We start from the raw sequence: 23,200 nt of genomic DNA, 5'->3' as shown, positions 1-23,200 counted from the left end.
GAAATAATATCACCACTGTTGAATTTGTTGTGGAGTTAATATGGCTTCATCAAAAACGTGGAGACGGTCATGGCTAAAATATTGGTATTAAAATCCAGCATTATGGGTGAGGGTTCACAAACTAATCGCCTAATTGATGTAATGCTTGAACATCGAAAAGACCAAGGTTTGCAAGATGACATCACCATACGCAATTTAGCTGAAATGAACCTGCCTGTATTAGATTTAGAAATTTTTCAGGCGCTTCGTGGGGCTGAAAATGTAAATCAAGACATTCAACAGATTGTTGCTTTGTCTGACGAATTAATTGCTGAATTAAAAAGTGCCGATTTATTGGTGATAGGCGCACCCATGTACAACTTAAATGTCCCGACTCAACTCAAAAACTGGTTTGACTTGGTGGCACGCGCAAGACAAACATTCCGCTACACTGAAACTTATCCTCAAGGTTTGGTGGAAGGGGTAAAAGCTGTGGTGGTAAGTAGTCGTGGCGGTATTCATGTTGGCCAAGAAACTGAGGCAGTCACGCCTTATCTCAAAGCTGTATTGGGCCTAATGGGTATTCATGACGTTGAATTTATCTATGCAGAAGGCTTAGACATGCAGGCCTATCGCAGCAATGCATTAGATCTGGCAAGCCAGCAAGTTAAAGAATTCGCCATTTAAAATTATGAGCTGAAACTCTTGTACCTCTAATTGTTCACAAGAGTTTCTAAGTCTATTTAAATCACATTTCTGAGCTCATTTGCTGTGTTGCGCAGCAATGGCAAAATTTGCTGAACCAAATAATCTTCTTGTACACGGTTGGTTTGAGACATGCAGTTAAGCGCTGCTATTGCTTGACCTTGTGCATTAAAAACAGGTACTGCAATCGCGATCACACCGAGCTCATGTTCTTCTTTGGAAAGACAATAATCCGATAACGAAATACCCTTAAGCACTTCAAAAAACTTTGACTCATCTACAATGGTAAACGGGGTTAAGCGCTTCAAACCATAATTTTTTACCCACGTATGCTGAGCTTCTTCGGGCAGTGCTGCCAGCAATACTTTACCTGTAGACGTGGCATGGGCAGGGAGTCGGTTTCCTAAGTGCATGCCATAAGGGCTAACACGTAAATTATCTTGCTGCGGTAAATAGCTACGGGCAATCGGCACCACTTCGTTATCGTCTAGCACCACAATTGAAAAAGTCAGCGACGTCTGCGCACACAAAAGATTTAAAAATGACTGAGCAACTTTAGGCAGATGGGCAGAGCTTAAATAAGAACTCGAAAAGCGTAGCACGCGATGAGTGAGCCAAAAGTAATGTTCATCGGTTTCTAAATAGCCTAAGTATTTTAAAGTTTTTAGATAACGCCTTGCCGCTGTACGGCTAATACCGGTTCGCTCAGCCACTTGAGTGACATTGAGCCGTTGCCGATCTGTTCCAAAAGCTTCCAGTAAAGCTAAGCCTTTTGCTAAGCCTGCAATGTAGTCTTCTTGACGAATTTTCTCATGCGAGTTCGGGTGCTCTAAAAAAGCATCGAGAGAAGGCATCCTTTCATTCCTGTTATTTTGATTGTTTCTGTCCGCTATTCGGACAAACTAAATGATAAACGGTTATTTTCGTCTTGGATACATAGTGCACAAAACTTAAAGCCAGTAATTTAAAAGTCAGGATGAAACAAGGATGAAGTTATGGATATTTTAAAGACACAGGTTGCAATTATTGGTTCTGGACCAGCAGGGTTATTGCTTGGGCAACTTCTATATAAAGCTGGAATTGATCATATTATTGTTGAGCAACGTAGTGCTGAATATGTGGCTTCACGGATTCGTGCAGGAATTTTAGAGCAAGTTTCGGTCGATTTATTGAAGCAAGCAGGCGTTGACCAAAACTTAAAAGAAAAAGGATTACCACATTCGGGCATCGAAATCTTAACCAATGGTGAATTGCATCGCGTTGATTTGGCTGCACTCACGGGTGGCAAACAAGTGACCGTATATGGACAGACTGAAGTCACCAAAGATTTAATGACTGCGCGTGAAGCAGAGCAGCTCACTTCATTTTATGAAGCTCAAAATGTACAAGTAAAAGATTTTTACACTGCACCAAAAGTTGAGTTTGAGTATCAAGGTAAAGCTTTTCAAATTCAGTGTGACTTTATTGCTGGTTGTGATGGCTACCATGGCGTCTGCCGTGCCAGCGTGCCAGAAGATAAAATTAAAACCTTTGAAAAAGTTTATCCGTTTGGCTGGTTAGGGGTGTTGGCCGATGTTCCACCTGTAGCCGATGAACTCATTTATGTACAGTCAGAGCGTGGGTTTGCTTTATGTAGTATGCGTTCAGAAACGCGTAGCCGTTATTATTTACAAGTGCCTTTAACAGATCATGTAGAAGACTGGTCAGATGAAAAGTTCTGGGATGAGCTAAAAAACCGCCTAGACCCTGAAAGCCGTGAAAAGTTAGTGACAGGACCTTCTATTGAAAAAAGTATCGCGCCGTTACGTAGCTTTGTGACCGAACCAATGCGTTTCGGAAAACTATTTTTAGCTGGCGATGCTGCGCATATTGTTCCACCGACAGGAGCAAAAGGCTTAAACCTCGCGGCTTCTGATATTGCTTATTTATCAAGTGCGCTAGTTGAATATTATGTCGAAGGTTCCGAGCAAGGTATAAATGAATACTCAGAAAAATGCCTACAACGTGTATGGAAAGCTGAGCGTTTTTCTTGGTGGATGACTCATTTATTGCATCGTTTTGAAACTGAGAGCGAGTTTGATCATAAGATTAAACAAGCCGAGTTAAGTTATGTGCTTGGCTCGATCGCAGGTAAAACTACATTGGCCGAAAACTATGTCGGTTTGCCTTATGAGATTAAGCAAATTGATAGTTTTAAGCACGCAAGCTAAAGACTAGGTAAGAAGTAAAAAGGGCATGCAAATGCTCTTTTTTTATGTAAAAAACTGGATGGAATAAAATCGCTTAAAAGATGTGATTCAGCTAAAAGTAGCCCCAATACTTTTTAGAATATAGGGCTACCTATCAATTCACCTAAAATTTAGTTGGCCTTTGCCGCAACTTTATTATTGGTTAATATCACTTGTTGCTGAGATTGAAGGGGTTTAACCACTTGTGAATTAGAGTTACTCCAAGGGATATAGGCTTCTGTCAAAATATGGCCTGTAAGACTCGTTAAATCACTCGTTTTAACTTCTGCATTGCCTTGATGACCAAATAATACAACTTCATCACCTGCTTTGGCCTCTGGAATATCTGTTACATCAACCATAACAGTATTCATTGATACTCGACCAACTACTGGCGCTTTTTGTCCATTTATTAATACAAAAGCTTTATTACTAAAACTACGACGGTAGCCATCCGAATAACCTACAGGGAGGTTTGCGAGTCTAGAGTCACGTTTCAAAGTATAGGTTTGGTCATAACCTACAGTTGAATCTTTCAGGTAATTATTAACCGCGGCAATTTGTGTTTTAAATGCCATCATGCCTTTAAATTCAGGGTGATTAGGAAAATCACCATATATAATTGCACCTGCACGAACCATATCTAAATGTGATTCAGGAACGTTTACAGTAGCAAATGAATTAGCAGTATGTAATGTTAATTCTTTACGATTCAGTTTGGCTTTTTTTAATCAACCATGCGGTTTGTTCATTAAATTGCGCCAGACGCTCACGAACAAATTTTTCATCTTCTACAGCATAGTGGGTCATAATGCCGTCAATTTTAAGATGGGGAAGTTTGGTGATCGCAACAGCTTGTTCTTTACCTAGAGCCGTAGACATTTCAAGACCATTACGATCCATACCACCTGAATTTAAAGCCAAGCTGTAGTGAACAGTTGTATTGTTCGCTTCTGCCCATTTAGACATACGAGCAGCTTGGTCATAATTACCTAAAAGCTCTTCAATATTTAAAGCTTGTGCGTTGATAATTTCACTATCTGTGGCTGTACGTAAACGTGTAATTTTGCCTTTATAGCCATGCTTGCGCACCATAGCCGCTTCAGCATTACTGGTAATGCCAATACAAGATACATTTAACTTCATAACACTTGGCATAAGTAGATCAATACTATGGCCGTATGCGTTAGCTTTCATGACTATACAAAGTTGTGTTTTGCCATTAAGTAACTGATTTGTCCTTTTAATATTATCTTCAAAAGCTTGAGTATCAATTTCTATCCATGCATTGGCTGTAGGAGCAGGACTTACTTCATTTGTAACATGGGGAGTAAGTAAGGGAGCTGCATGAGCAAATTGCACCGAACCGAATAATATTAATGCACAGCTATAAGCGAGATGAGAAAATTTTGTTTTAAGTTTCATGAGTTTTTTAATCTTTCCTGGCTGAATATAATTTAACGCTGGGTGGATTTTTATGGTTAAGTACAGAAATACAATTGATTTAAAATGTTACACGATTTGGTTGTAATAATACTTTCTCCTTAAAATATTATAGTCGCTATTAAGTAAAATTTAATTTGCTTAAACTAAATTGAAAAAATACAAATCTAATTTCAATTAATCTTAATTAAATCTAAATATACATTCATAAAAAAACAAGAAGAAAAATTATTATAATTTTTTGAATGTTATTTTTTTAATCTATTTATTGGTGCTGTTTTTAATAAAATTTTTTAAAATATAACATTTGGTAAATAATTAACTTTATTATTACAAAAGATTTTTTTATTTTTTTAAATAAATTGGATTGTATTTTTATCAGTTGGTAAAATATAAAAAATTGGGTGAGTAAATATCCCTAATTTTGTTCAATAGAATAAAAAAATTAAAATTACTATATTTTTCATTGTTTTATTTGTTGTTTGTTAAGGCTGTTTAGAAATTATGGATTATGTCGTATCAATTTTAATCATCTAATGTCGTATTTAATAGTTTTTCATAAGTTAATTTAAATTTTATAAATAAAATATTAATTAGATTGAGTGAATAATTGGGTGATATTTAACCTTGGGTGTGTGGTCGTGGTTTTGTGTAATAAATAGACTGGCATGTCTTATATTCTTTTTTTAATTCGATTTATTGTTTAAGATTTTGGTTAAATTAAAAAAATTATGTTTGTTTTGAAGTCAAGTAATCTTCTTAATATTTTAGTTTTTATTAAATGAATAATTTTGTATTAAGACTTTATAAATATAAGATGATGAGTATGTTTTTTTAATTGCTCAGAATGGTTTGGCTTTTTCTTGATCATATTATTCTAATTCTACAAGGTTGTAATATAGGAGGGCTGATATTGATTTTTAGTGCAAACCATCAATTCCTGTGTAAAAGTCCGTACAGAAATATGAATTTTTATCTTAAAAAGTGTCTAACTAAATATGATGTAATGGCTATGCCATGCCGTTTTTTCTTGATGAACAAATGAGCTCAGGAAAGTTTTGCGAAGCCATCATAGGCGTACACCCACCATTTTTTATGAAAAAATGAATTGGGATAAAATCGGGGAATAGGACGCATTTTGCTTAAAAGATCAGCATTAATAAAAGCTTTTGTCACATTTTTTCAGTATATTGCTATTAATTTCTTTATTTATAAATTCTAAGTTTGTATGGAACAGGACCAAGCTCGCATACCTAAATATATTCCTATTCGCGATGCAATTGCCCACGATATTGAATCTGGCGTATTAGAAGCCCACGCAAAACTCCCTTCGGAAAGAGTGCTTTCTGAACAATTCCAAACCACTCGCGTGGCTGCGCGTGAAGCTTTGCTGGCTTTGGAAACCGATGGTTTGATTTATCGTTTAGACCGCCGTGGTTGGTATGTTCGTTCTCCTCGTATTATTTATCACCCGCAATCTACAAAAAACTTTAATCAGTTTGTGATTGAACAAGGCTATGAACCTTCGACAGAAGTGATTTCGAGTGAACTGACTCAGGCCACTTCTTGGGATGCTAAGCATTTAAAAGTTGAAAAAGGGCATCCGATTTATTCGGTTTGGCGACGTCGTTGTATTAATGGACGACCTGTTTTGGTTGAGCATTTACGAGTGAATGCCGAACTTTTTCCTGAGTTTTTAACTCATGATCTCAAGCAATCCATTACTTTACTCATGGCAAATCAATATAACTGCCATATCACCAGAGCCGATATTAACCTCTATCCAACAGCTTTATCTGACCAACAGGCCAAAGCACTGCATGTGAATGTTGGCGCACTGGGTTTATATATTTGCCGTAGCAACAGAAATGAAGAGGGCGTGATTACCGATGTTGACCAAGAATATTGGCTACACGATGTTTTAGATTTACATTTCGAAGCGCGAGCATAAAAATAAAATCTGGTTTAAACCAGATTAATTAAACTGTCATATAAAGCTGTTGAAATACGATCATCAAATAATTGCATTCGATGGTTTGCAGATGAAACAGTATGTTCAACAGACAATTAAACTCGGCACTGCATCAGTTTTAGGTGTAGTGGTCGCTATTCAAATGGGATGTTCATCAGCAACATCAAAACAATCAGAAGAAATTACAGTCTATACGGCAGTGGAAGCTGATCAGCTTAAGCAATACCAAGAAGAATTACACAAAGCCTATCCAGAGCTAAAAGTAAAATGGGTACGTGATTCAACAGGGGTGATCACCGCTAAACTTTTGGCAGAGCAGAAAAATCCTCAAGCGGATGTGGTTTTTGGTGTGGCTTTAACCAGCTTACTGGTCATGGAAAAGAAAGATATGCTTAAGCCTTTTAAACCTGAAGGCATTGAAAATTTAAAACCAGAATTTGTAAGTCAAAAATCTGTTCCGACGTGGACGGGTATGGATGCATGGGAATCTGCAATTTGTGTCAATAAAGTCGAATTAGAAAAACGTAAGTTACCAATTCCAAAAACTTGGAAAGATTTAACCAACCCCATTTATAAAAACCTGATTGTGATGCCAAATCCGGCTTCTAGTGGCACAGGCTATTTAGATGTCACGGCTTGGATGCAAATTTGGGGCGAAAAGCAGGCATGGGACTATATGCAGGCTTTGGATAAAAATATTTCCCAATATCCTCACTCGGGTTCAAAACCTTGCAAGATGGCAGCACAGGGCGAAATCCCAATTGGTGTTTCTTTCGGTTATCCGGCATTTAAATTAAAAGCAGAGGGCGCGCCTTTAGAAGTGGTTTATCCAACTGAAGGCTTAGGCTGGGAAATGGAAGCTTCAGCAATTATGAAAGGAACCAAGAAATTAAGTAGCGCGCAAAAATTTATAAATTGGTCGGTAAGCAAAGCGGCAAATGAAGCCTATGCCCATAACTTTTCAATGGTGGCCTATAAAGGCATTGAAAATACCACCATGAGTTTCCCGAAAAATCTTCCTCAAATGCTTGTGAAAAATGATTTTTATTGGGCGGCCGAGCAGCGTGAACGTATTTTGGCTGAATGGTCAAAGCGTTTTGAAAAGTGATCTTTTAGATAAAGGCCTCATTATGCAAATACCTTCGTCATTGCAATCATCGCTGCTAGGTCAAAACCAAAAGGGCGAGTTAGCAGGGCATTTATTGTCGACCTTAACGACCTATAAATATCCTGAACATGGCCCTTCGGTTTTAGAAGTGGTGAATATTCAAAAAAAGTTCCAACATTTTCAGGCCCTAACGCATATTAATTTAGACCTGAAAGCTGGCGAGTTCGTGAGCTTTTTGGGGCCTTCAGGGTGCGGTAAAACCACATTGCTACGCATAATTGCGGGTCTAGAAAAACCTGATTATGGAAAAGTCATAAAAAAGGGCACAGACATTACGTTGTTAAGTGCTGAAAAACGTCACTGTAGCATTGTGTTTCAGAACTATGCGTTATTTCCAAACTTAAACGTTGAAGAAAATATTGCTTTTGGCTTAGATAAAAAAAAGTGGGATAAGGCACAGCGTAGCCAACGTGTTCAACAGTTATTAGAACTGATTGAATTACCCGATATTGCTAAAAAATATCCTAACCAATTATCAGGCGGGCAGCAGCAACGTGTTGCGCTTGCTCGGGCAATTGCACCGAAGCCTGATATTTTACTCTTGGATGAACCATTGTCTGCACTCGATGCTCAGGTACGTCTAAACCTAAGACAGAAGATCCGTTCGATTCAATCGCAGCTTAACTTGCCAACCATTATGGTCACGCACGACCAAGAAGAAGCATTAAGCATTTCTGATCGTGTTGTGGTGATGAATCATGGCGTCATTGAGCAAATTGATACGCCGCACAATATGTACTACAAGCCACAAACTCAATTCGTTGCCAAGTTTATTGGCACCATGAATTTTTTAAAAGCCACTTGTGCTGTACCGAATCAGCTCGAGGTTCTAGGTTTTATTCCTCTAAATTTGGAGCAACAAAAACTTAAAGCAGGGGAAAATTACAGCATTGGTTTTAGACCCGAAGCTGTCGAGTTGGTTGATGATTTTGGTAGTGATAAAGAGTCGTTGTATTTGCCAGTTAAAGTATTAAGCACTGAATTTTTGGGTGCCAAGCGTCGTTTGTTTTGCGCTATTCATATCGATGGAATTGAGCAGGCAAAACACCTGTTGCAAATTGAAATTGAAAATACCAAGTTCAAATCTTTGCAAGAACTCATGTTTATAAAAGTGCCTAATCCGCTCATTCATGTCTTTGACGAACAAGGGTACGCACTATGTTAAATGAAGCTGCTTCAGCGGTTTTAAAAACACAGCCGCGTCGGAAAACTGAATATTCATTAAGATCAAATATTGCTTTGGCTATGGTCGCAATCGCTTTGACTTTAGCGATTATTGCACCTTTAATGATGCTGTTTGAAACCGCATTTTTTGATGAAAATCAAAGTTTTGTTGGTCTTGAAAATTTTTATAACTATTTTGCAAGTCCAGCTTTACTCAGCTCTGTATTTAACTCGGTGTGGGTTGCTTGTACTGCTACTGTCATTACAGTATTGCTTGCCAGTATTTATGCTTTTGCCCTGACCAATGTGAATATTAAAGGCAAAGGCTTCTTTAAAATAGTCGCTTTTTTACCGATTTTAGCGCCATCACTTTTGCCTTCTTTGGCATTGGTTTATTTATTTGGTAAGCAAGGTGTGTTTAAACCTTTGCTGGGCAATATACAAATTTATGGCCCAATCGGTATTTTAATCAGCTACTGCTTTTGGCTATTTCCGGCAATTTTGATGTTGATGATGGTGTCTTTTCGCAGTGTCGATCAGCGTTTAATTGAGGCATCTTTGTCGCTAGGTAAAAATATCTGGAAGACGCATTATCACGTCACATTACCTGCAATTCGGTATGGACTCATCAGCGCAAGTTTAGTGGCGTTTATTTATGTACTGACCGATTTTGGTATCCCCAAAGTCATTGGCGGTTCATTTAACATGATGGCGCTTGATGTCTATAAACAGATTATTGGTCAGCAAAACATGAGCATGGGTGCGGTAATTTCCATCTTGTTATTGCTACCAGCAGTGTTCGTCTTTATTTTCGATCGAATACAAAGCAAACGCCATGCACGGTTTCAAGCTTTTCAGGCTAAACCTTATGTTTCAGCATCGAATAAAAAGCTTGAAGTCGTTCTGAGCTTATTTTGTGGTTTAGTTTCAGGTGCGATTTTACTGATTATCTTTACGGCAGTGCTGGCTTCATTCATTCAGTCTTGGCCTTATGATTTGTCTTTGACCTTAGCACATTACAGTTTTGAATATGTCGATGGCGGCGGTTGGGCAGCGTACTTTAACTCGGTTCGCATGGCACTCTTTAGTACGGTTTTTGGAACAGCACTGATTTTTATGGTGGCGTTATTAACCGAACGTTTTAAGGCACATCCATTCATTAAAAATTATGTACAGGCTTTAGTTTTATTACCCCTTGCTGTGCCGGGGTTGGTGCTAGGTATTGCTTATATTTTGTTTTTTAACCAGCAAAGTAATCCGTTAAATGTGCTGTATGGAACTATGACCATTTTGGTGATTTCAACCATCGTGCATTATTACACCGTCCCACACCTGACTTTAACCAATGCCATTAAACAGATTCCGCTACAGCTCGATCAGGCAGCACAAACTCTAGGAACATCGAAGTGGAAAACCTTTTGGAAAGTATATTTGCCCATGTGTTTTCCAGCGCTATGTGATGTGTCGGTCTATGTTTTTGTGAATGCCATGACCACTGTGTCGGCTGCCATTTTCCTCTATTCACCAGACACCAGTTTAGCGGCGGTAGCCGTTTTAAATATGGATGATGCGGGAGACACGGTTGCTGCTGTTGCCATGAGCATTCTAATTTTAACCACCTCATGTGTTGTAAAACTCATTCACTGGTTATTTACCCGAAAAATTATGGCAAGAAGTCAGCAATGGCGTGAAAGCGCTCACTAAGTTTTAGGTAAACACAATTTTTATTTAACCGACTGAAATAAAAATGCTTTGTTCAACAAGGCAAGGGTTTATTCATCCTAAATTTCGCAAATTGGAAGTCTTATGAATAACGCACAGTTTGATTTAATTGTTGTCGGAGCCGGTATTTTAGGTCTATCCGCTGCCATACAGGCACAAGAGCAAGGTTTAAAAGTCTGTATCTTCGAGAAAAATGCCAAACCAGTGGGGGCAACTCGTCGTAATTTCGGCATGGTCGGAACTTCGACATTAACCCATCCAGAGCAACAGTGGCGAAAGTACGCGCTTGAAACGCGTTCTTTTTATCAGCGTATTCAAGCTGAAACCGATATTTCGTTTGCTCAACGACAAGGTGTTTATCTCGCAAACACTGCACTTGAATGGCAGGTTTTAAATGAGTTTGCCGAGCGTGCAAATAACTATCAAATTCCAATTCATTTGCTAAAGCATGAGGAACTGGTCACCCAATTTTCTTATTTAAACCCCGAGCAGCAGTTTCAAGGCGGCTTGGTTTTTGAAGAAGACTATTCGGTCGAACCGCATGTGATTGGGCAGCGACTATTGGCATATGCCGAAAGAAACGGTGTAGAGATTTATACCAATGCTTGTGTCGTTCAAACCCAATATCAACATGAAATTTGTCAGGTTCGCTTGGCAAGTGGCGAGGTATATCGGGCAAATAAAGTTTTGATCTGCCACGGTGAAGTTATCGATGTTTTATATCCAGAACTGCTGCAAAGTTTGAACTTGAAACGCTGTGGCTTACAAATGGCCCTGACTCAACGGTTTCACCAAAAATTAAATGCTTCTCTTTATTCAGGCTTATCTATTTCACGTTATCCGGCTTTTGAAATTTGCCCAAGTCATGCCGAGTTGGTTAAAGCATCACAACAGGGTTTCATTAAAGAATTCGGTATTCATATTCTGATTAAACAAAACGAATTTGGCGAACTGATTGTGGGTGATAGCCATGAATATCATTCGATTAATGAAGCGCCTCAGTTTGAGCAGCGTGAAGAGATTAATGAGTTTATTCAAACGTACTGCCACGAAAAACTAGGGCTGACTTTACCGCCGATTCAAAAACGTTGGAATGGTTATTACCTGACTCATGAACATGAGTTGGCCTGCGTCACTGAAGCTGAAAAAAATATCTTTCTGGTGAGTGCGATTGCTGGCAAAGGCATGACTACAGGGGCTGGCTTTATGAAAGAAATATTAGAACAAAATATTTATTAGTTTGTCATCTGGTTTAAACCAGATTGATGTATATTGAAATGAACGCGAAAGAAATGAGTAACATTATGAACATGCAACCCCAACTCGATATGGATTTAGAGAACAAATATTTGCTTCTTACTCCAGGACCATTATCAACATCGGCAACAGTACGCCGTGCAATGCAAAAAGACTGGTGTACTTGGGACCAAGAATACAACTCGCTGGTACAAGATATCCGCTCTCGTCTAGTCAACTTGGCAACCAGTCAACCTGAAAAATATACGGCTGTGTTAATGCAAGGCAGTGGTAGTTTTACGGTTGAGTCTGTGCTTGGTTCAGCTATTCCACGTGATGGCAAAATCTTGATTATTAATAACGGCGCATACGGTGCACGTATGGTGCAAATGGTACGTTGCCTAAATATTGAAGTTGTAGAACTGAACTATTTAGAAACCCAGTCACCAGATTTACAAGAGATTGAGCGCGTTTTAGAAGATAAAACCATTAGCCATGTTGCTTGTGTGCACTGTGAAACCACCACAGGTATTTTAAATCCGATTCAAGAGATAGGCCGTTTAGTTAAAGCAGCAGGAAAAATCTGGATTGTTGATGCCATGAGTTCATTCGGTGGTGTGCCTATGGATATTGCCGAGCTGGAAATTGATTTCCTGATTTCAAGTGCAAATAAATGTATTCAAGGTGTTCCGGGCTTTGGCTTTATTTTGGCCAAGCGTGATTGCCTAGACGCCTGTAAAGGTTTAGCTCGTTCAGTCAGCCTCGACTTATACGACCAGTGGCATACCATGGAGCAGTATAACGGTAAATGGCGTTTTACCTCGCCAACCCATGTGGTGCGTGCATTTTATCAAGCATTGCTTGAGCTTGAGGCAGAAGGCGGTGTTGCTGCACGTTATCAACGTTATTTACAGAACCAACAAACCTTATCTAAAGGTATGCAACAACTAGGCTTTGAATTGGTATTAGGCAATCAAGCACCCCAATCACCCATTATTACCACATTCCTTTACCCAACAGCCGAGACATTTAGCTTTCAGTCCTTCTACGAAACCCTGAAAAAATCAGGTTATGTAATTTATCCAGGCAAAGTCACTGACCTTAATTGTTTCCGTATTGGCAATATTGGCGAAGTTTATATTCATGACATTGAAGGACTTCTTGCTGCGATTGCGAGCTACTGTGAAAACCACCTAAACCAAGCCGTAACAGCATAATTTTTATCAAATTAAAGGGAATACATCATGACAACCAATAATACACAAATTCAGGCTGTGGTTTTTGACTGGGCAGGTACAACTGTAGATTTCGGATCACGTGCACCAATTTTGGCTTTTATGGCTTTATTTAAAGACAATAAAGTTGAAATTACGGTTGAAGAAGCGCGTGCCCCAATGGGTTTAGAGAAACGTGATCATATTGCAGCAGTTTTAAAAATGCCGCGTGTAGCGGCGGCATGGCAGGAAGTATATGGGCAAGCTGCAACTGAAGCAGATATTGATCGTTTATATAAAGACTTTATTCCGTATCAGTTAAATTCTATTCCAACATGTTCTGCGTTAATTCCGGGCGCATTAGAAACGTTTGAAAATATTAAAAAGCGTGGTGCAAAAATTGGGAGTAACACCGGTTATGCATCCATGATGATTGGTCGTTTGGTTAAAGATGCTGCCGATCAGGGTTACCGTCCAGACTGTATCGTTACTGCCAGTGATGTGAAATATGGTCGTCCATATCCTGAAATGCTATGGAAGAACTTAATTCAACTCGACGTGTCTGATATTAAAACTGTTGTAAAAGTAGATGATACCGTAGTGGGTATTGACGAAGGTTTAAATGCCGGATGCTGGACAGTAGGACTTGCGATTAGTGGTAATGAAGTCGGTTTAAGCTATGAAGAGTGGAGTTCGCTATCGGCCGATGAACAGATTATTCTAAAAGATAAGGCATACCAAAAAATGAATGCGTCGGGCGCTCACTATGTGATTGATAGTGTCGCTGACTTGCCAAATGTTTTAGATGATATTGAACGCCGTTTAGGGCAAGGGGAACGACCTTAAACAAATGTTTAGGGCAATATATTTTTAAGCTTAGCTCCCTTGGGAGCTAAGCTTACCTAAAAAATTAAAATGAAGAGTAATAAACTCTACATATGGGGAAATAAAGAGTAACTTTGAGGAGTAAATTCCTTATTTCCTGCTAACCATCTAAAACACATGTTTAGATCGTTAGACCATCAATCCTATAGTCATAGGACCTATAGGATTTTTTGTGATGGGTCTTTTACGACTTTTGAGGGTCATATAATTTTTCTTTAATGAATAGGGCTGGTATCACACCACAAATTAGGTAGGCAGCGCCCATGACGACAAAACCTAAACCAATTGAGCCGCCAGAGGCTAAGAAACCAATCGTTGCTGGGGCTAATGCAGCGCCTAAACGTCCGACGTTATAAGCACCGCCAATAGCTGTACCGCGGATTGCTGTTGCAAAGCTTTCGGTCATGTAGGTTGCATTTACGCCATAAGGGATGCCGTAGAGGAAACCAAAAGTGACCAGTAAATATAGAATGTTGCTTGGTGAGTTATAGAAAACAATGAGAGGTAGGAAAATAGCAGTACCGATTGCACCAAAAGCATAGGTAAAACGACGTCCTAATTTATCTGCCATCATGCCCGCAAGAACTTTACCCAAAATCATCGCGGTATATGTACCTACCATATAGGCAGTCATTTCCTTAAATTTCATACCGAGTTCACTTTCAAGGTATGAAGGCATCCAGTTATTTACACCATAGTATCCAAACTGTAAAAAGCCCGCTGTTAATGCCCATAAGATAAACATATTGCGGTTTCGTTTATCTTGGAAAATAAGCTTAAATGCCGAAGTTTTCGATGCGTTTTGAGCCACAACTGGTTGTTGTAGTCGAGACTTTTGCCATGCTTCTGGTTCGGGTACCAAAATATGCATGAGAACAGCAATAATGACGGGAATAATCGCAACATAAAACAGCATGCGCCAGCCATGATCGGGAATAATCCAGCCTGCAAGTAAAGTCGCAACAATATAGCCAACCGTCCAGCCAGCTTGTAGGGTACCCAGTACTGTGGTGCGATAACGGGTTGGGACATACTCGGCCATGAGGGTATTACAGGCAATATAAAGTGAACCTAAACCCAGTGATGCAAAAAATCTTAAAATACCAAACTGAAGAAAGCTTTGGGTGAAACCTAAGCCACAGGTGAGGAGCGAGAAAGTTAAAATAGAAATAACCACAATGCGCACACGACCAAATTTATCGCATGCCCATCCCCCAAAAATGCCACCAACAGCCATGCCTGCCAATGTGAAACTGCCAAGCATACCTGCTTGTACTGAACTTAATCCAAAATCTGCCTTAATACTATTTAAGCTATAAGACAGCATCATCAAATCTGCACCATCTACCAATAGCGCCAGAAATGCAAAAATAAATGCTATTTTCCACGTATGAGGCTGTATACGAGAAAGACCTTCTTTGTAATTTGTAGCCATAATCCATTACCTACATTTGATTGAAAGCACTTCAAGTCGTTTTGAAGCGCTTAAAATTTGATTAAGACGCAGCGCGAATCATGTTTCGGGCAATAATCACTTGTTGAATTTGAGTGGTCCCTTCATAGAGACGGAACAAACGAACATCTCTATAAAAACGTTCAATCGCATACTCACTGATATAGCCTGCACCGCCGTGAATTTGTACGCAGCGATCAGCAACGCGGCCACACATTTCGGTTGCAAACATTTTTGCGCAAGAAGCTTCGGTGCTAACGTTTTGTCCTGCATCGCGTAGGCGTGCAGCGTCTAAGACCATACATTTAGCGGCATAAATTTCAGCTTTTGAGTCAGCAAGCATGGCTTGAATGAGTTGAAATTCGGCAATCGGTTGTCCAAATTGCTTGCGTTCGATGGCGTAATTTAAAGAATCGTCTAGCAGTCGTGTTGCTGCACCGACACTCAAAGCCGCAATATGCAAACGGCCTTTATCGAGTACTTTCATAGCAGTTTTAAAACCAACTCCTTCAACACCACCAATGAGCGCTGAAGCAGGAATGCGACAATTTTCAAAAATAACGTCACAGGTATGGGCGCCTTTTTGCCCCATTTTTTTATCCCGTTTACCAAGAGAAATACCCGGAGTTTGACTATCGACAATAAACGCAGAAATACCACTAGTGCCTTTAATATCAGGGTTTGTACGTGCCATGACTGTAAATACACCAGCGTGAGGAGCATTGGTGATAAAGCGTTTAGTACCATTTAAAATGTAAAAGTCACCGTCTTTTACAGCGGTGGTTTTTAAAGAGGCAGCATCAGAACCTGCATCCGGTTCGGTTAAGCAAAAAGAACTGATCACTTCACCACGTGCTAAACGTGGCAAGAAAAATGATTTTTGTGCTTCGGTCCCATCAATAATCAGGCCACTTGAGCCAATGCCATTATTGGTCCCAATGAGAGAGCGAAAAGCAGGAGAGGTACGACCTAATTCAAAAGCCACATAGACTTCTTCTTCCATCGTCAGGCCAAGACCTTCGTACTCTTCAGGAATGGTTAAACCAAATAAGCCCAGCGCTTTCATTTGCTCAACGATATCTTGAGGAATTTCATCCGTTTCAGCGACTTCATTCTCATGAGGAATTAATACACCTTCAACAAATTGTCGAATCATATCAACAAGTTGATTTAAGGTTTCCTGATCTCGAATCATAGTCTCGTCCTTTTACTACATGCAGAAAACATCAATGTGATGTTCGTAAAATCACCAATATTTGAAGCGATAGTAATCAAACGATGAACGCAAAACAATATATTTTGAAAATTAATTTCGCAATGCGATACTTTGTTGTTGATTTATGTTTGGCTAATTTATTGATTTATTTGAGCTATATTTTCTTATAAAAAATCATTATTTTTAGTGGAAAATTAAAGTTTGATTTTTAAAAAGAGCTGTGTATATTAAAAATATATATCGCTATGCGAAATTTTAAATGGATAAGTTTTCCTATAGGAAATGAGTCACAAAATATAGTGGGATGAAGATGGGTGCTTTAAATGGAATTCGGGTGCTTGACTTAAGTCGGGTGTTGGCTGGGCCTTGGTGTGGACAGATTCTTGCCGATTTAGGTGCAGAAGTAATCAAGATTGAACGACCAAAAGTCGGTGACGATACCCGTTCTTGGGGGCCGCCTTGGATGAAAGATGACTCAGGCCAAGACACTCAAGAAGCCGCTTATTATCAGTCGACCAACCGCAATAAACTATCGGTTGCCATCGACATTGCGAGTCCTGATGGTCAAGAATTGATTAAAGCTCTTATTCAAGACACCGATGTTGTGATTGAAAACTACAAAGCGGGGTCTTTAAAAAAATACGGCTTAGACTACGAGTCTTTATCTGCAATTAACCCGAAATTGGTGTATTGCTCAATTACAGGCTTTGGTCAAACTGGTCCAAGAGCAGAGGAACCCGGTTACGACTTTATTATTCAGGGTATGGGCGGGCTCATGTCGGTCACAGGTGAGCGTGATGATTTGCCCGGCGGTGGACCACAAAAAGTAGGCGTCGCATTTTCTGATTTAGCCACGGGGCTTTATTCTACGATTGCCATACAAGCTGCTTTACTCAACCGCCATGTGACGGGTTTAGGCCAATACATTGATATGGCTTTGCTTGATGTTCAAATTGCCACAATGGCAAATCAGGGAATGAACTATCTTTCATCGGGTAATATCCCTAAACGTTATGGCAATGCACACGCCAATATTGTGCCTTATCAAGTGTTCAAAGCTTCTGACCGTGATTTCATTATTGCGTGTGGAAATGACACTCAGTTTATTCAGCTCTGTCGAAGTATTGGATTACCCGATTTACCAAATGATGCACGTTTTGCCAGAAATGCAGACCGCATTAAGCATCGTGATGAAATTATCGGGATTCTACAAACTCACTTTTTAACAAAAACAGCAGATGAATGGGTAGATGCAATCTATGCGGCTAAAGTTCCCGTAGGTGTAATCAATAACTTGGAACAAGCTTTTCAAGAACCTCAAGTGATTGCCCGTGAAATGTTAGTCGAGATGAACCATCCTCAGCGTGAAAAACTGAAGGTAATTGGGTCACCAATCAAATTTTCTAGAACACCCGTTGAATACAAAACAGCACCGCCGCTGTTGGGTGAACATACGCAGGCCGTTTTGGGAAGAGTGGTTTCTTCAGAAAAACTGGCTGAGCTCAAAGAAAAGGGCGTAATTGGGTAGGTGGCTTAAAAGCGGAAGGTTAAAATTATATTTAAAATCAGAAAATAAAATATTTAATCTTTCGCTTTAATGAGTTAAATGAAGTTATCTTTTAGATGCAGACTCGGATGTTTGCTCTTTTGCTATTTATAGAAAAAATAGATTATAATTTTCGCAGTGCGAAACAAAATATGGATTGGTATGACAATGAATGATGCAGTTGATGCAGAGCAGACAGAAAAATTATTAGCGCCTTTAAGGCATGAATTATTACATCCGATTGAAGACATGCAGGATGAAAATGATCGCCAATTTATTACTGCATTAGCACGTGGTTTAGAGCTATTACGTTGTTTTACGCCTAAACATCAGCATTTGGGCAATCAAGAGCTTGCTCAGATGACAGGTTTGCCAAAACCAACCATTACTCGCCTTACACATACCTTGTCGCGTTTGGGCTATATCAAACAAGTACCTAACTCAAGCAAATTCCAGCTTTCAGTAGGTGTTCTTGCGTTTGGTTATTCCATGTTGTCTAACGTATCGATTCGCTCTATTGCTCATCCATATATGAAAAATTTGGCAGACTATGCGGGCGCTGCCGTAGCCATGGCAACACGTGATCGACTGAATATGATTTATCTTGATGTGGTACAAGGCAAAGGCAATATGACCATGCGCCGTCAAGTTGGAACTTATTTACCGATTCATTTAAGTTCAATGGGACGTGCCTGTTTAGCTGCAATGCCTGAAGATGAAAGAGAGTTTTTACTTGATGCCATCCGTAGCAAGCACAAAGAAGACTGGATCAAAATTAACCGTGATCTAGATAAAGCTTTCAAAGATTACCAAGATTTTGGATACTGTTTTTCAATCGGTGAATGGCATAAAGATGTCAATTCGGTTGCAGTTCCACTGATTCATGAACAACATGGTTTGCTGGTGTTCAACTGTGGTGGTCCAAGTTTTATTATGAACCGTGAAAAACTTGAAGAAGATATTGCACCGCGTCTTTTACACATGGTGAATAATATTCGTACCGAGATTAGCTAAACGTATTTGATTTATTTATAAAAGCCAGCTTTGATCTTCAATGCTGGCTTTTTAGTGGGTGAGTTTTAGGCTGTTTGGCTGTGAAAGTTCGGTTTCCGTTTTTCTTTGAAAGCATTTAATGCTTCTTTAAACTCGGAACCTTGTAAACAACGCGAGAAAATAGTCGACTCATGATCAATACGATTGAGTAGATCATCAATTGGTATATCTCTTAGCAACTTTTTACTCAGTTGTAACGCTTGGCTGGGTTTGTGAGCGAGTTTAATTGCCACTTCTTCAACTGCCTGATCCAGCTCAGTTGCATCAAATATTTCATTTACCAGACCATAATTTTTTGCTTGGTCTGCCGAAAACTTTTCACCGAGTAAAATAATTTCCGAAGCTCGAGCAAAGCCCAATAATCTTGGCAAGATGTAACTTGAACCTGCTTCAGGTACAAGTCCCAAGTTTACAAAGGGGAATTGGAAAATAGAGTTTTGGCTTGCATACACAAGGTCGCAATGTAGAAGCATAGTGCTGCCAATGCCAATTGCCACACCATTTACTTTAGCAATAATCGGTTTTGGAAACGTTGCTAAGCTTTTTAAGAAAACAATCGAAGCGGGTGGTTCTGAAGTGGTGGTATCGCGTTTTTCAAATGCATTGACATCATTACCACTGGTAAATGCGGAGTCTTCACCAGTCAGCACAACCACATGAATGTCTTGATTAGTTGCAGCTTGATCTAAGGCCTGACTTAGGGCCGCATACATTTCATAATTAATCGCATTCTTTTTAGTTGGATTACTTATGGTGAGCGTTAGTATATTTTTATCAAAATATTCATGAATTGTGCCTGTTTTAAGCTCGTTTTGAGTTTTGTTGTTCTGATCCATGATTCATTCCTTTAAATAACTTCTGTCTAAAAATTAAACTCATTAAAATAATGCTATCGAAAAATAATTCCGTTATCAATTATTTTGTTTTATATTGTGGTACATAATTTTGTATTGTGAAATTTTTAACTTAAATTACTTTAAATGCTGATAGGATTTATGAGTAAATAAGCATCTAGCTCTGCTAAGGAAATGAGAAGCTAGCTATAGAACAGTGAGTGGGAATAATATGAAGACCAAAATTACAGAACTATTTGAAATCGAGCATCCAATTATTCAAGGCGGTATGCATTATGTTGGTTTTGCAGAGCTTGCTGCTGCGGTTTCTAACGCAGGCGGGTTAGGTATTATTACTGGCTTAACTCAGCGTACACCTGAAAATCTGGCAAAAGAAATTGCACGTTGCCGAGAAATGACTGATAAGCCTTTTGGGGTAAATTTAACCTTTTTGCCTACGGTGAATACCCCTGATTATCCGGGTTTTGTAGAGGCAATTATTAAAGGTGGAGTCAAGGTTGTAGAAACAGCAGGGCGTAATCCTGAACAAGTCATGCCGTATTTAAAGGCTGCTGGCATTAAAGTAATTCACAAATGTACTTCGGTTCGACATAGCTTAAAAGCTCAGCAAATTGGATGTGATGCGGTTTCTGTAGATGGTTTCGAGTGTGGTGGGCATCCTGGTGAGGATGACGTGCCAAATATGATTTTATTGCCTTTAGCAGCCGATGCATTAGAAATTCCGTTTGTTGCTTCAGGTGGAATGGCAGACGGACGCTCACTCGCTGCTGCATTAGCGATGGGAGCTGATGGAATTAACATGGGAACGCGTTTTATTGCGACTCAGGAAGCTCCTGTACATGCAAATGTGAAACAGGCGATTTTGAATGCAACCGAACGAGACACGCGTTTAATTATGCGTGCTTTGCGAAATACAGAGCGTGTCATGAATAATGAGGCCGTAGAAAAAATCGTGGCAAAAGAAAAAGCGCTAGGCGATAACATTAAATTTGAAGATATTATTGAAGAAGTCGCTGGCGTCTATCCAAAAGTCATGATTGATGGCGATGTTAATGCAGGTGCATGGTCATGCGGTTTAGTCGCAAGCTTGATTCATGATATTCCGACATGCGATGAATTGGTTAGCCGAATTGTTAAAGATGCAGAAGATATTATTCGTGGTCGGTTATTAGGGCTTTTATAGGACTTAATCTAGCTCTTCTAATTAACTATTAACATACTTTATATAAGATCAGCACAAGTTTTAACTGTGCTGATTTTTTGCATCACTCACACAATAATAAAGACATAAAACGGCAAAAATTAAGCCTAAAATGCAGACACCTGTCCATCCGAAGTGTTTCCAAGCGTAGCTTCCTGCTGTTGTGCCTATAGCACCGCCAGCAAAGTAACCTGTCATATAAATGGCATTAAACCGTGAGCGTAATTCTTGATTAAGTTTAAATACAATACTTTGGTTGGTGACATGCACAGCAGAAAGAGAAGCGTAGAGAATGAGTAAGGCAATAATATAAAAAGCGAAATGGTAGGGTAAAAGTGAAAACAGAACCCAACTTAAAATAAGCCCAATGCCGCAAAAAATCGAAATTTTATGGATATAGCCTTGGTCAATAAATTTACCTGAAAAATTGGCAACAAATGTTCCTAACACCCCAACAAAACTGAAAAGCCCAATGGTAAAGTCGCTAAAAAAGTAAGGCGCTGGAGCTAGAAGCAATGACATGGTGGTAAAGGTTAAACTTACACAAGCAAATGTAAAACCACCAATATAAGTTCTGGTTCTTAAACGCCGATTTTGAATAAAAATTTGTGGTAAAGAGCGAATAGTCTTTACATAGTTTTCAGATTTGGTTGGTGGAAATAACCCGATATTACGATGCAAAATAAAGGCAATAATAAGTAATAGAAAACCACTGACCAGATAAATAATATTCCATGCAAAAAGCGTAGACATCAGCCCAGAAAGGGAACGGGCGAGTAAAACACCCATCATCAGTCCGCTCAGTAAAAAGCCGACCACACGGCCGCTTTGTTGAATCGGAACCAGACTTGCAGCAAGGGGTAATAACAGTTGAGCTGAACTTGAAAATAGACCAGTAATGACGGTACCAAGCAGTAAAAGATAAATATTGTGCGAAAACCCGCTAATAATTAATCCACTTGAAGCCAATAACATAAAGATAAATAGCAGCTTGCGCTTTTCTATTATGTCCCCTAATGGCATTAAAAAGAGTAAGCCACATGCGTAGGTGATTTGGGCTAGAGTTGGCACCCACGCTGTAGTTGTTTCAGTTAAATTTAGACTTACACTAATTGAATGAATAAGTGGCTGACTAAAATAATTTCCACCTGTACAAATGCCTGCGGCAATCGCCATTAAAATAATGGTTGGGGTATAGAGTGCGTTTTTCATCATGCCTATAGTCATAATGAAAGTGGTACCTTAATCAACACAACCATGACTATTTTAAGCACGACTGTTAATGCGTTTCATTCAAAGCATCTTGAATGTTGTGCACCATGTGGATTAAACGTGGTCCAATTTCACCTTCAAGTTTTTCCGGATTTAAATGAAAACTTGGCGCACCACAGTTAAAAACATAAAGACCGTGTTTCGAGCTGACCAACGGTACAGCCACCGAGTTCACTTCTTTATGCCACTCACCTAAAGACAAACAATATCCATAATCTTGGTAATCACGGAAAGCTCGTTCTAAAGAACGTTTTATGGCTGGCCAGTTTTCTGGATTTTTTTGTTTCAACGCATCAAGTAGAAAATTGCGCTCACGTTCAGGGGTCGCAGCCAAGCATGCTCGTCCCATTGAACTACTATGGATTGGCAAAGTAGAACCAATTGGACGGCGCATATTCAAGGCTGTTTCAATTTGCACAACATCGATATACACCATATTTAAGCGGTCACGCGTTGCCATCGCCACAGGCGCTTGAACATACTGACTCATCTCTTCCATATATTGATGAGCAATATTACGAATCGAGATGTTAGATAATGCTGCGTATCCTAAAGATAAGACACCAATATCTAGTGTGTATTTGGTCGAGTTAGGCAATTGTTTTAAATAACCTAATGACACAAGGGTATTGGTAATACGTGCAATGGTCGGTTTAGGTAAACCTGTCATTTTTGCTAATTCTTGATTGCCAAGCACCTGATTATTTGCAGAAAAGCATCTTAAAAGTTCTAAACCGCGCGCTAAAGAAGCAATAAATTGCGGGTTATTTTCTCGATGTATATGCGAAATAGGATCTAAACGTATCTCATCAAAATTTATTGGTTTTTCAGTTTCCGTGTTTTGAGACATTCGATCCTCAAATATAATTAAAGCAATAGTTTTGCCATT

At 39.3% G+C, this 23,200-nt stretch carries 18 protein-coding genes and 1 pseudogene; 12 read left to right on the top strand and 7 right to left on the bottom strand.

Annotated elements, in window-relative coordinates; translation table 11 throughout:
* Window positions 1–69: 69 nt before the first annotated feature.
* The gene (locus ACTJJH_RS12905) at window positions 70–666 is read left to right on the top strand and encodes an NAD(P)H-dependent oxidoreductase (protein WP_396464087.1); all 597 of its coding nucleotides are present in this window, start codon (window positions 70–72) and stop codon (window positions 664–666) included.
* Window positions 667–722: 56 nt separating this feature from the next.
* Here the strand turns inward: ACTJJH_RS12905 and pobR are convergent, their stop codons facing one another.
* Window positions 723–1,538, bottom strand: a complete 816-nt coding sequence (gene pobR, locus ACTJJH_RS12900; protein ID WP_017385546.1) for an IclR family transcriptional regulator PobR — start codon at window positions 1,536–1,538, stop codon at window positions 723–725.
* Between the two features lie 141 nt (window positions 1,539–1,679).
* On the opposite strand from pobR, the gene pobA reads away from it, so the two are divergent.
* The gene (pobA, locus tag ACTJJH_RS12895; RefSeq protein ID WP_016144900.1) at window positions 1,680–2,894 is read left to right on the top strand and encodes a 4-hydroxybenzoate 3-monooxygenase; all 1,215 of its coding nucleotides are present in this window, start codon (window positions 1,680–1,682) and stop codon (window positions 2,892–2,894) included.
* Between the two features lie 149 nt (window positions 2,895–3,043).
* Here the strand turns inward: pobA and alr are convergent.
* A pseudogene (gene alr / locus ACTJJH_RS12890) lies at window positions 3,044–4,337 on the bottom strand (alanine racemase).
* Between the two features lie 1,246 nt (window positions 4,338–5,583).
* On the opposite strand from alr, the gene ACTJJH_RS12885 reads away from it, so the two are divergent.
* The 7 genes from ACTJJH_RS12885 (at window position 5,584) to phnX (ending at window position 13,677) form a co-directional block, all read left to right on the top strand.
* Window positions 5,584–6,306, top strand: coding sequence for a UTRA domain-containing protein (locus tag ACTJJH_RS12885; RefSeq protein ID WP_347750493.1), 723 nt, complete (start codon window positions 5,584–5,586; stop codon window positions 6,304–6,306).
* 91 nt (window positions 6,307–6,397) lie between these two features.
* The gene (locus tag ACTJJH_RS12880; RefSeq protein ID WP_440601238.1) at window positions 6,398–7,435 is read left to right on the top strand and encodes a putative 2-aminoethylphosphonate ABC transporter substrate-binding protein; all 1,038 of its coding nucleotides are present in this window, start codon (window positions 6,398–6,400) and stop codon (window positions 7,433–7,435) included.
* Window positions 7,436–7,457: 22 nt separating this feature from the next.
* On the top strand, window positions 7,458–8,660 hold the full coding sequence (locus ACTJJH_RS12875) for an ABC transporter ATP-binding protein (protein ID WP_440601237.1): 1,203 nt from the start codon (window positions 7,458–7,460) through the stop codon (window positions 8,658–8,660).
* Entirely contained in the window at window positions 8,654–10,363 is a 1,710-nt protein-coding gene (locus ACTJJH_RS12870; protein ID WP_440601236.1) for a putative 2-aminoethylphosphonate ABC transporter permease subunit, read from the top strand. Before ACTJJH_RS12875 ends, ACTJJH_RS12870 begins: the two co-directional genes overlap by 7 nt.
* A gap of 102 nt (window positions 10,364–10,465) precedes the next feature.
* A complete protein-coding gene (locus ACTJJH_RS12865) occupies window positions 10,466–11,620 on the top strand; it encodes a TIGR03364 family FAD-dependent oxidoreductase (RefSeq protein WP_032034568.1) in 1,155 nt (384 codons plus the stop codon).
* A 26-nt stretch (window positions 11,621–11,646) separates the two neighbouring features.
* The gene (gene phnW / locus ACTJJH_RS12860) at window positions 11,647–12,834 is read left to right on the top strand and encodes a 2-aminoethylphosphonate--pyruvate transaminase (protein WP_440601278.1); all 1,188 of its coding nucleotides are present in this window, start codon (window positions 11,647–11,649) and stop codon (window positions 12,832–12,834) included.
* Window positions 12,835–12,861: 27 nt separating this feature from the next.
* Window positions 12,862–13,677: a phosphonoacetaldehyde hydrolase gene (gene phnX, locus ACTJJH_RS12855; RefSeq protein WP_069122852.1), complete on the top strand. Its 816-nt coding sequence runs from the start codon at window positions 12,862–12,864 to the stop codon at window positions 13,675–13,677.
* A 223-nt stretch (window positions 13,678–13,900) separates the two neighbouring features.
* On the opposite strand, the gene ACTJJH_RS12850 is transcribed toward phnX, so the two are convergent.
* The gene (locus ACTJJH_RS12850) at window positions 13,901–15,151 is read right to left on the bottom strand and encodes an MFS transporter (RefSeq protein ID WP_440601235.1); all 1,251 of its coding nucleotides are present in this window, start codon (window positions 15,149–15,151) and stop codon (window positions 13,901–13,903) included.
* A gap of 61 nt (window positions 15,152–15,212) precedes the next feature.
* On the bottom strand, window positions 15,213–16,364 hold the full coding sequence (locus ACTJJH_RS12845; RefSeq protein ID WP_440601234.1) for an acyl-CoA dehydrogenase family protein: 1,152 nt from the start codon (window positions 16,362–16,364) through the stop codon (window positions 15,213–15,215).
* Between the two features lie 331 nt (window positions 16,365–16,695).
* On the opposite strand from ACTJJH_RS12845, the gene ACTJJH_RS12840 reads away from it, so the two are divergent.
* Window positions 16,696–17,913 (top strand): CaiB/BaiF CoA transferase family protein, encoded by a 1,218-nt coding sequence (locus ACTJJH_RS12840; protein ID WP_064784480.1) that lies wholly within the window; start codon window positions 16,696–16,698, stop codon window positions 17,911–17,913.
* Between the two features lie 186 nt (window positions 17,914–18,099).
* Entirely contained in the window at window positions 18,100–18,945 is an 846-nt protein-coding gene (locus ACTJJH_RS12835) for an IclR family transcriptional regulator (protein ID WP_000996082.1), read from the top strand.
* A 65-nt stretch (window positions 18,946–19,010) separates the two neighbouring features.
* Here ACTJJH_RS12835 and ACTJJH_RS12830 read toward each other — a convergent pair whose 3' ends face one another.
* Window positions 19,011–19,820 (bottom strand): enoyl-CoA hydratase, encoded by an 810-nt coding sequence (locus tag ACTJJH_RS12830; protein ID WP_064784479.1) that lies wholly within the window; start codon window positions 19,818–19,820, stop codon window positions 19,011–19,013.
* Window positions 19,821–20,049: 229 nt separating this feature from the next.
* Here ACTJJH_RS12830 and ACTJJH_RS12825 point away from each other — a divergent pair, with 229 nt between their 5' ends.
* Window positions 20,050–21,021 (top strand): NAD(P)H-dependent flavin oxidoreductase, encoded by a 972-nt coding sequence (locus ACTJJH_RS12825; RefSeq protein WP_440601233.1) that lies wholly within the window; start codon window positions 20,050–20,052, stop codon window positions 21,019–21,021.
* 60 nt (window positions 21,022–21,081) lie between these two features.
* Here ACTJJH_RS12825 and ACTJJH_RS12820 read toward each other — a convergent pair whose 3' ends face one another.
* Window positions 21,082–22,254, bottom strand: coding sequence for an MFS transporter (locus tag ACTJJH_RS12820; RefSeq protein WP_081274058.1), 1,173 nt, complete (start codon window positions 22,252–22,254; stop codon window positions 21,082–21,084).
* A gap of 64 nt (window positions 22,255–22,318) precedes the next feature.
* Window positions 22,319–23,161 carry an IclR family transcriptional regulator gene (locus ACTJJH_RS12815; protein ID WP_000081480.1) on the bottom strand — a complete coding sequence of 281 codons (843 nt, stop codon included), beginning with the start codon at window positions 23,159–23,161 and terminating at the stop codon, window positions 22,319–22,321.
* Between the last annotated feature and the right edge of the window lie 39 nt (window positions 23,162–23,200).

This window comes from Acinetobacter sp. 22301 (assembly GCF_052045285.1).
Lineage (GTDB): Bacteria > Pseudomonadota > Gammaproteobacteria > Pseudomonadales > Moraxellaceae > Acinetobacter > Acinetobacter pittii.
The sequence above is the reverse complement of the archived record's forward strand: the minus strand, read 5'-3'. Positions and strand labels throughout refer to the sequence as shown.

Coding starts and splice junctions, on each gene's coding strand:
- ACTJJH_RS12905 (WP_396464087.1), top strand. CDS start 70: ATGGCTAAAATATTGGTATTAAAATCCAGCATTATGGGTGAGGGTTCA.
- pobR (WP_017385546.1), bottom strand. CDS start 1,538: ATGCCTTCTCTCGATGCTTTTTTAGAGCACCCGAACTCGCATGAGAAA.
- pobA (WP_016144900.1), top strand. CDS start 1,680: ATGGATATTTTAAAGACACAGGTTGCAATTATTGGTTCTGGACCAGCA.
- ACTJJH_RS12885 (WP_347750493.1), top strand. CDS start 5,584: ATGGAACAGGACCAAGCTCGCATACCTAAATATATTCCTATTCGCGAT.
- ACTJJH_RS12880 (WP_440601238.1), top strand. CDS start 6,398: ATGAAACAGTATGTTCAACAGACAATTAAACTCGGCACTGCATCAGTT.
- ACTJJH_RS12875 (WP_440601237.1), top strand. CDS start 7,458: ATGCAAATACCTTCGTCATTGCAATCATCGCTGCTAGGTCAAAACCAA.
- ACTJJH_RS12870 (WP_440601236.1), top strand. CDS start 8,654: ATGTTAAATGAAGCTGCTTCAGCGGTTTTAAAAACACAGCCGCGTCGG.
- ACTJJH_RS12865 (WP_032034568.1), top strand. CDS start 10,466: ATGAATAACGCACAGTTTGATTTAATTGTTGTCGGAGCCGGTATTTTA.
- phnW (WP_440601278.1), top strand. CDS start 11,647: ATGTATATTGAAATGAACGCGAAAGAAATGAGTAACATTATGAACATG.
- phnX (WP_069122852.1), top strand. CDS start 12,862: ATGACAACCAATAATACACAAATTCAGGCTGTGGTTTTTGACTGGGCA.
- ACTJJH_RS12850 (WP_440601235.1), bottom strand. CDS start 15,151: ATGGCTACAAATTACAAAGAAGGTCTTTCTCGTATACAGCCTCATACG.
- ACTJJH_RS12845 (WP_440601234.1), bottom strand. CDS start 16,364: ATGATTCGAGATCAGGAAACCTTAAATCAACTTGTTGATATGATTCGA.
- ACTJJH_RS12840 (WP_064784480.1), top strand. CDS start 16,696: ATGGGTGCTTTAAATGGAATTCGGGTGCTTGACTTAAGTCGGGTGTTG.
- ACTJJH_RS12835 (WP_000996082.1), top strand. CDS start 18,100: ATGAATGATGCAGTTGATGCAGAGCAGACAGAAAAATTATTAGCGCCT.
- ACTJJH_RS12830 (WP_064784479.1), bottom strand. CDS start 19,820: ATGGATCAGAACAACAAAACTCAAAACGAGCTTAAAACAGGCACAATT.
- ACTJJH_RS12825 (WP_440601233.1), top strand. CDS start 20,050: ATGAAGACCAAAATTACAGAACTATTTGAAATCGAGCATCCAATTATT.
- ACTJJH_RS12820 (WP_081274058.1), bottom strand. CDS start 22,254: ATGATGAAAAACGCACTCTATACCCCAACCATTATTTTAATGGCGATT.
- ACTJJH_RS12815 (WP_000081480.1), bottom strand. CDS start 23,161: ATGTCTCAAAACACGGAAACTGAAAAACCAATAAATTTTGATGAGATA.